The following is a 7,414-nucleotide window of genomic DNA, read 5'->3' on the forward strand; positions in this document are numbered from 1 at the left end:
GAGCCGTACTGGCTTGATTTGAGCACGCCGTCCTTATCCACCTGATGCATGCGCGCCAGCGTTGCTGGCCGCTCCATTCCTCACCTGCAAAGGAAGACCGCATGAAACTCGTACGCGTTGGCGCCCCCGGCCAGGAACGTCCCGGCCTGATCGATGACCAAGGCCGCATCCGCGATCTGAGCGGCGTGATCGACGATGTCGCCGGCGAGCACATCACCAATGCCGGCCTGGACAAGCTGCGTGCGCTGGATACTTCCACGCTGCCGCTGCTCGAAGGCGAGCTGCGCTATGGCGCCGCCGTGGGGCAGATCGGCAAGTTCATCTGCGTGGGCTTGAACTACGCCGACCACGCTGCCGAATCGGGCATGGACGTGCCCAAGATGCCGATTCTCTTCATGAAGGCCACCACCGCGGTGACCGGGCCCAACGACACCGTGATCATCCCGCGCGGCTCGGTCAAGAGCGACTGGGAAGTTGAACTGGGCGTGGTGATCGGCGATGTGGCGCGCGATGTCTCGGTGGACGAGGCGCTGAACCACGTCGCCGGCTACGCAGTCATCAACGATCTGTCCGAACGCGAGTTCCAGCTCGAGCACGGCGGCCAGTGGGTCAAGGGCAAGAGCGCCGATACCTTCGGCCCGATCGGCCCATGGCTGGTCACCCGCGATGAAATCGCCGACCCGCAGAACCTGTCGATGTGGCTGGAGGTCAACGGCCACCGCTACCAGAACGGCAGCACCCGCACGATGGTGTTCGGCGTGGCCGAACTGGTCAGCCACATCAGCCGCTACATGACGCTGATGCCGGGCGATGTGATCAGCACCGGCACCCCGCCGGGCGTGGGCCTGGGCCAGAAGCCGCCGGTGTACCTGAAGCCGGGCGACGTGATGGAGCTGGAGATCGAAGGTCTGGGCCGTCAACGCCAGCCGGTGGTGGCGCATCCGCGCGATGCGGCTTGAAGCCTCCTTCTCTTCCAGGACTTCGGTCGTCATGCGAGCCAAGTTGCGCTCAACGCAAGTGGTAATGCCTGCGCACGATGCTGCCTGAAGCCCCTCTCCCCTCGGGAGAGGGGTTGGGGTGAGGGTACGTAGCGACGTATTGGAGCAATTCGACGCCGTGGTATCTGTTGTTCGACGTGACATGTCGGCGCTGGTGCTGACGCGTCATGTGCAATTTTTTACGGAGTGTGCGGGTGCGTTGAACGTCCAGGCGCTGTAGCGCGTTGATATCGACGCGTAGTTGGTCGTTGATCTGCGTTGCAGATGCATGGGTACCTGCAGCGCTTCAATCTCTCTGGCGCTTCGCGTTCGTACCCTCACCCCAGTTCGTACCCTCACCCCAACCCCTCTCCCGGTGGGAGAGGGGCTCTGGTGCCCTTCTCCGTTTGCGTTTCCGTTTTTACTCCGCGCGTTTTTTATTCCCCGTCTTCCATCGCCCAGGACTTCCATGCGCACCATCATCGCCCTCGACACCCACGACGTCCGCTTCCCCACCTCGCGCGAGCTCGATGGGTCGGATGCGATGAATCCGGACCCGGATTATTCGGCCGCCTATGTGGTGCTGCGCACCGATGCGCCGGATGACCTGGCCGGCTACGGCCTGGTGTTCACCATCGGCCGCGGCAACGACGTGCAGACCGCTGCGGTGGCCGCATTGGCCGAGCATGTGGTCGGCCTGTCGGTGGACGAGGTCATCGCCGACCTGGGCGCGTTTGCGCGCCGGCTCACCAACGACTCGCAGCTGCGCTGGCTGGGTCCGGAAAAGGGCGTGATGCACATGGCCATCGGCGCGGTGATCAACGCCGCCTGGGATCTGGCTGCACGCGCGGCGAACAAGCCGCTGTGGCGCTATATCGCCGAGCTCACGCCCGAGCAGCTGGTGGACACCATCGACTTCCGCTACCTCACCGACGCGCTCACCCGCGACGAAGCGCTGGCGATCCTGCGCGCTGCGCAACCGCAGCGCGCGCAACGCATCGCCACGCTGATCGAACAGGGCTATCCGGCCTACACCACCTCGCCCGGCTGGCTCGGTTACTCGGACGAGAAACTGGTGCGCCTGGCCAAGGAGGCGGTGGCCGACGGCTTCCGCACCATCAAGCTCAAGGTCGGCGCCAACGTGCAGGACGACATCCGCCGCTGCCGCCTGGCGCGCGAGGCGATCGGCCCGGACATCGCCATGGCGGTGGACGCCAACCAGCGCTGGGACGTGGGCCCGGCGATCGACTGGATGCGCCAGCTGGCCGAATTCGACATCGCCTGGATCGAGGAACCGACCAGTCCGGACGACGTGCTCGGCCACGCCGCGATCCGCCAGGGCATCACCCCGGTGCCGGTCTCCACCGGCGAGCACACCCAGAACCGGGTGGTGTTCAAGCAGCTATTGCAGGCCGGCGCGGTGGACCTGATCCAGATCGACGCCGCGCGCGTGGGCGGGGTCAACGAAAACCTCGCCATCCTGCTGCTGGCTGCCAAGTTCAATGTGCGGGTGTTTCCGCACGCCGGCGGTGTCGGCCTGTGCGAACTGGTGCAGCATCTGGCGATGGCCGACTTCGTCGCCATCACCGGCCAGATGGAAGACCGTGCAATCGAATTCGTCGACCATCTGCACCAGCATTTCCTCGATCCGGTGCGCATCCGGCACGGCCGCTACCTGGCCCCGGAGGCGGCGGGTTTCTCTGCGGAAATGCATGCGTCCTCGATCGCGGAGTTCAGCTATCCGGACGGACGCTTCTGGGTGGAGGATCTGGCCGGCAACGGCAAGGGCTGAGCACATAGCCCCTCATCCGCCCTGCGGGCACCTTCTCCCGCAGGCGGGAGAAAGGAGCGGTTGGCCGGTCGGACTGCGATCTGGTGGAACGGCTCAGCTGTCAGGACGGACGTTACTGGGTGCAGGAGCTGGCCGGTAGCGCCAGGGGCCGGTACGCAGCCCCTCATCCGCCCTGCGGGCACCTTCTCCCGCAAGCGGGAGAAGGGAGCGCTCGTGTGGCCGGGACTACAAGCCGGCCGGAATGGCTCAGCCATCGGGTGGGCGCTTTTGGGATCTAAATCTTCCGCCTGGCGGAATTCGGCCCGGCGGAACAACAAACGGCTGACCGGCAGCACGCGGCAGATGCCCAGCAGGGGGACGTGGCCCAGGCGGACACACCACGCCTGAGCCAATGCGGATCACTCCCTTCTCCCGCGTGCGGGAGAAGGTGCCCGCAGGGCGGATGAGGGCACGGTCTAGCGCTGCGCGTCGATCGCCGCACTCAACGCAAAGATCCGCCCGGCCTCGCGCCACTTCTCCCCGGGCGCGCTACCCGGCAGCGGTTTCTGAAACCGCCACATCAGGTCTTCCCAGGCCTGGATCCGCGGATCGGCCGCATCCCGCGCCGCCTTGGCCGCCGGATCGTAGGCGTCGCCGACCTCCATCAGCATCACCAGGCGGTCGCCGCTGCGAAAGATCTCCAGCTCCAGGATGCCGGCCTGCTGCAACGAGGCCACCACTTCCGGCCAGACCTCGTCGGGCCGATGCCACCGCTCGTACTCGGCGATCAACTGCGCATCGTCGTGCAGATCCAGCACGTAACACAGGCGCCGCGTACTCATGCGCCTGCTCCCGCGCTCACCGGCGCCGCGCGCCGTGCGCGCAGCGCAAACAGCAGGATCACCGCAAAGCACCCGCCCGGTACCCCCATCGCCCAGTGGATACCGGCCATGTCCGACACCGCGCCCATCACTGCCGTCAGCAGTGCACCACCAATGATCGACATCACCAGCAACGACGAGCCCAGCTTGCGCGCGTCGTCATGCAGGCCATCCAGGCCCAGCGCGAAGATAGTCGGAAACATCACCGACATGAACACGCTTGCGGCCACCAGTGCGTACAGGCCGGTCCAGCCGGGGAAGGCGATCGCCAGCGCGCACAGCACCAGGTTGATCGCGGCAAAACTCGCCAGCAGCCTGGCCGGTGCCAGATAGCGCAACAGCGCGGTGCCGATGAAGCGGCCGGCCATGAACAGCACCAGCGAGATGGTCAGATACGTGGCCGCGCTTTTTTCCGGCGTGCCCGGCACCGCGTCCTGCAGATAGCGGATCAGATAGCTCCAGATGCCGACCTGCGCGCCCACGTAGAAGAACTGCGCCACCACCGAAAACATGAAGCGCCGATTGCGCAACAGTTCGCCGAAACGCGCACGCCGGGGTGCCTGGCCGGCCACGGCATCCGGTGCGCCGCTGGGAAAGCGCACCAGCGCGATCAGGATCGCCCACAGCACCACCACCGCGCCGATCACCAGGTACGGCGTCTGCACCGCCGCCGATTCGGTGGCGAAGAACGCCTCGCGTGCGGCTGGCGCCATTGCCGCCAGTTCGGCCGGCGTGTGTTCCACCCCGGAGAAGATGAAGTGCTGGCCGACCAGCACGCCGGTGATCGAGCCCAAGGGGTTGAATGCCTGGGCCAGGTTCAAGCGCCGTGCCGCGCCTTCTGCCGGGCCGAGCACGGTCACCAGCGGGTTGGCGGTGGTTTCCAGGAACGCCAGGCCGCTGGCGATCACGAACAAGGCCAGCAGGAACAGCCAGTAGGTGTGCACCTGCGCGGCCGGATAGAACAGGAACGCGCCGCAGGCATACAGCAGCAGGCCCAGCACCACCGCCGCCTTGTAGCTGTAGCGGCGCATGAACATCGCCGCCGGCATCGCGAACACGAAATAGCCCAGGTAGAACGCGCTCTGCACCAGGCCTGCCTGCAGGTCGGTCAGCTCGAAGGCCTTCTTGAACTGCTTGATCAGGATGTCGTTGAGGTTGTTGGCCATGCCCCACAAAAAGAACAGGCTGACGATCAACAACAGGGGAACCATGGCGGTACGCGCCAGGTTGCCGCGCGGTGACGCGGCAATGTCACTGTGATGCATGCGACCGATCCCCTCCCAAGGCTGTGGCGCTTGCGTTGCTGTGCGGCGAGCGTACTGCGCAGGCCAGCGCCATGCAAATATAAAAACTTTGTTTATATTTGCACGCGAGAGCCGACCCTCACCGCTGCCCGCGATGCCTGTACCCTGGCGCGCCGCAGCCTTGCCTGGAGCCGCAGACGGATGAGTACCGAACCCGCCAAGTACCGTGCCCCCGCCCTGGACAAGGGCCTGGACATCCTCGAGCTGCTCGCCCGCCAGGCGCAGCCGATGAGCATGGGCGCGATCTCGCAAGGCATCGGCCGCTCGCGCGGGGAGATCTTCCGCATGCTGCAGGTGCTGGAGGAGCGCGGCTATCTCACCCGCGACGGCGAAGGCGACTATGTGTTGACCAATCGGCTGTTCATGCTCGGCATGCAGCAGCCGCAGGTGCAGAGCATCAGCGAAGCGGCGTTGCCGGTGATGCGGCGGCTGGCCGATGCGATCTGTCAGCCCTGCCACCTGGTGGCGCCGTCCGGCGACCAGATCGTGGTGATCGCGCAAATGGACGTGCCCAGCGACCTGGGCCTGGTGGTGCGCCCGGGCCATCGCCGCCCGTTGACCCATTCCAGTTCCGGGCTGGTGCTGTTCGCGTTCCAGCAGCCGGAGGTGCAGGCGCGCTGGCTGGACATGCTCGACGCCAGCGAGGTGCCGTTCGAACGTGCGCAGTTCCTGGCGGCCGCCGCGCAGGCGCGCAACGACGGCTATGCCATGCAGCCCAGCGAAGCGGTGGTGGGCGTGGTCGACCTGACCGCCCCGATCCTGCAGCGCGGCAGTGCGACCTATACGCTGACCGTGCCGTTCATCGCGCGCCGCCCGGAGCTGGTCGGCCCGCACGCGGCGCTGCAGGCCCTGTGCGCGGCGACCGCGGAGATCTCCGCCGCGTTGCTGTAGCCGTGGCCCGCGCCGGGAGCTTGCGTCGGCGCTGAGGTTGCCTGCGGCGCGCTTCTGGCGGCTGACTCCCGGTGTCCATCCACTGCGCGGGTAGGCCCCTGCGTACAGCGCTGCGTGATCTTTCCGCAGTGCTGCGATGGCTGCCCGGCCATCGCGCTTCACTCCAGCGGGGTCGCCTGCAACCGCCGCGACCTCGCAGGCCGCGCACATCGAAGCGCTCCGCAGAGCGTTGCATCGCTGCATGTTGCTGATCGCTGCATGCCTGCGTGGTGCCATGAAAGACAGCAGCAAGCCGGCGCCGGCGCATGCACGCACATCCAGACATGAAGGTCCATCCCGCACTGTTTTCAGCAGATCCCGCATCAGCGGTCTTTCCCGCGTTTTTTTGCTGCCTGCTTCATCGGCATGGAGACGGTTCGTCACCATGGCCAATGCGATCGGGCGCCACATCGGTCCGGTGGGTGGACCAGCCGCCGTGGCCCAGGCGCCTGGAAACAAGGCAAAACCCGCGTAAATCCCGGGTCGCAATAGCCACGGCTATAAAGATCAGACCGACCTTCGCGTGCAATGCAGGCGCTCCGAACGCGGCCACGCGTTGCTACACTGCGCGCCCCTTGGGGAGTAGCCTGCTTTCGTCCATCGAAAGTGCCTGCATCAACATACTCGGCCGTTGCGCCGTGGTGCAGGCAACCAGTTCCGGTTTGGCGAGACCAGCGGCATGCGTGCACGACGACGGTTGGCGCGGGCGCATGTCGTTGCGACCGTGCCCAGCCCGAGACTGTCGATGTCCCCGTTTTCCATCGTGTTGATCGGTTTTGCGATGTCCACCGATGCGTTTGCCGCAGCGATCGGCAAGGGCGCGGCCATGCGCAAGCCGCAGTGGCGCGATGCGCTGCGCGCCGGTTTGATCTTCGGCAGCATCGAGGCGATCACCCCGGTGATCGGCTGGCTGCTGGGGCGCGCCGCGTCCAGCCACCTGCGTGCGTTCGATCACTGGATTGCCTTCGTGCTGCTCGGCGGCCTGGGCGTGCACATGATGGTGGCCGGCCTGCGCAACCAAGCCGACGAGATTGAAGATGCGGCCGACACGCCACAACGGCACGGCCTGCTCGCCCTGGCCACCACCGGGTTTGCCACCAGCATCGATGCGATGGCGGTCGGCGTGAGCCTGGCGTTTCTGGACGTGCATATCGGCGTGGTGGCGGTGGTGGTGGGGCTGTGCACCTTCAGCATGGTCACCGCAGGCGTGATGCTGGGCCGCGCGCTCGGCAACCTGATCGGCAAGCGTGCCGAGATCCTCGGCGGTGTGATCCTGGTGACCGTCGGCAGCGTCATCCTNCTCTACGAACACCTCAGCGGCGCCGCGTAGCACGCGGCAGTCTCCGTAGGAGCGCACCTGGGCGCGACGAGGCCTTATCGGTAAAGCCCTTCGCGCCCAGGTGCGCTCCTACGAGGCAGGGCAGTGCGCTCCGTGCATGACCACCGCAGGCATCAAGCTGGGCCGCGTATTAGACCGCATGCTGGGCCACGTGCCCGGCAACCTGATCGGCAAGCGTGCCGAGATCCTCGGCGGTGTGATCCTGGTGACCG

General features: G+C 66.3%; 6 protein-coding genes and 1 riboswitch. Of the genes, 4 read left to right on the forward strand and 2 right to left on the reverse strand.

What is annotated here, in order from left to right; translation table 11 throughout:
• Positions 1-101 precede the first annotated feature (101 nt).
• Both C0541_RS20075 and C0541_RS20080 read left to right on the forward strand, forming a co-directional pair.
• Positions 102-959, forward strand: a complete 858-nt coding sequence (locus C0541_RS20075; protein ID WP_115051107.1) for a fumarylacetoacetate hydrolase family protein — start codon at positions 102-104, stop codon at positions 957-959.
• A 487-nt stretch (positions 960-1,446) separates the two neighbouring features.
• Positions 1,447-2,769: an L-fuconate dehydratase gene (locus C0541_RS20080; RefSeq protein ID WP_115051108.1), complete on the forward strand. Its 1,323-nt coding sequence runs from the start codon at positions 1,447-1,449 to the stop codon at positions 2,767-2,769.
• Positions 2,770-3,224: 455 nt separating this feature from the next.
• Here the strand turns inward: C0541_RS20080 and C0541_RS20085 are convergent, their stop codons facing one another.
• A complete protein-coding gene (locus C0541_RS20085; RefSeq protein WP_115051109.1) occupies positions 3,225-3,590 on the reverse strand; it encodes an L-fucose mutarotase in 366 nt (121 codons plus the stop codon).
• On the reverse strand, positions 3,587-4,894 hold the full coding sequence (gene fucP, locus C0541_RS20090; protein ID WP_115051110.1) for an L-fucose:H+ symporter permease: 1,308 nt from the start codon (positions 4,892-4,894) through the stop codon (positions 3,587-3,589). Before fucP ends, C0541_RS20085 begins: the two co-directional genes overlap by 4 nt.
• Before the next feature lie 180 nt (positions 4,895-5,074).
• Between fucP and C0541_RS20095 the strand changes: the two genes are divergently transcribed.
• Complete coding sequence (locus C0541_RS20095) at positions 5,075-5,824, forward strand: IclR family transcriptional regulator (RefSeq protein ID WP_115051111.1); 750 nt, start codon at positions 5,075-5,077, stop codon at positions 5,822-5,824.
• A 610-nt stretch (positions 5,825-6,434) separates the two neighbouring features.
• Positions 6,435-6,596: riboswitch (yybP-ykoY riboswitch) on the forward strand.
• Between the two features lie 12 nt (positions 6,597-6,608).
• The gene (locus C0541_RS20100) at positions 6,609-7,193 is read left to right on the forward strand and encodes a manganese efflux pump MntP family protein (protein WP_115051112.1); all 585 of its coding nucleotides are present in this window, start codon (positions 6,609-6,611) and stop codon (positions 7,191-7,193) included.
• Positions 7,194-7,414 lie beyond the last annotated feature (221 nt).

This window comes from Xanthomonas arboricola (genome assembly GCF_003353015.1).
Classification (GTDB): Bacteria; Pseudomonadota; Gammaproteobacteria; order Xanthomonadales; family Xanthomonadaceae; genus Xanthomonas; species Xanthomonas arboricola_E.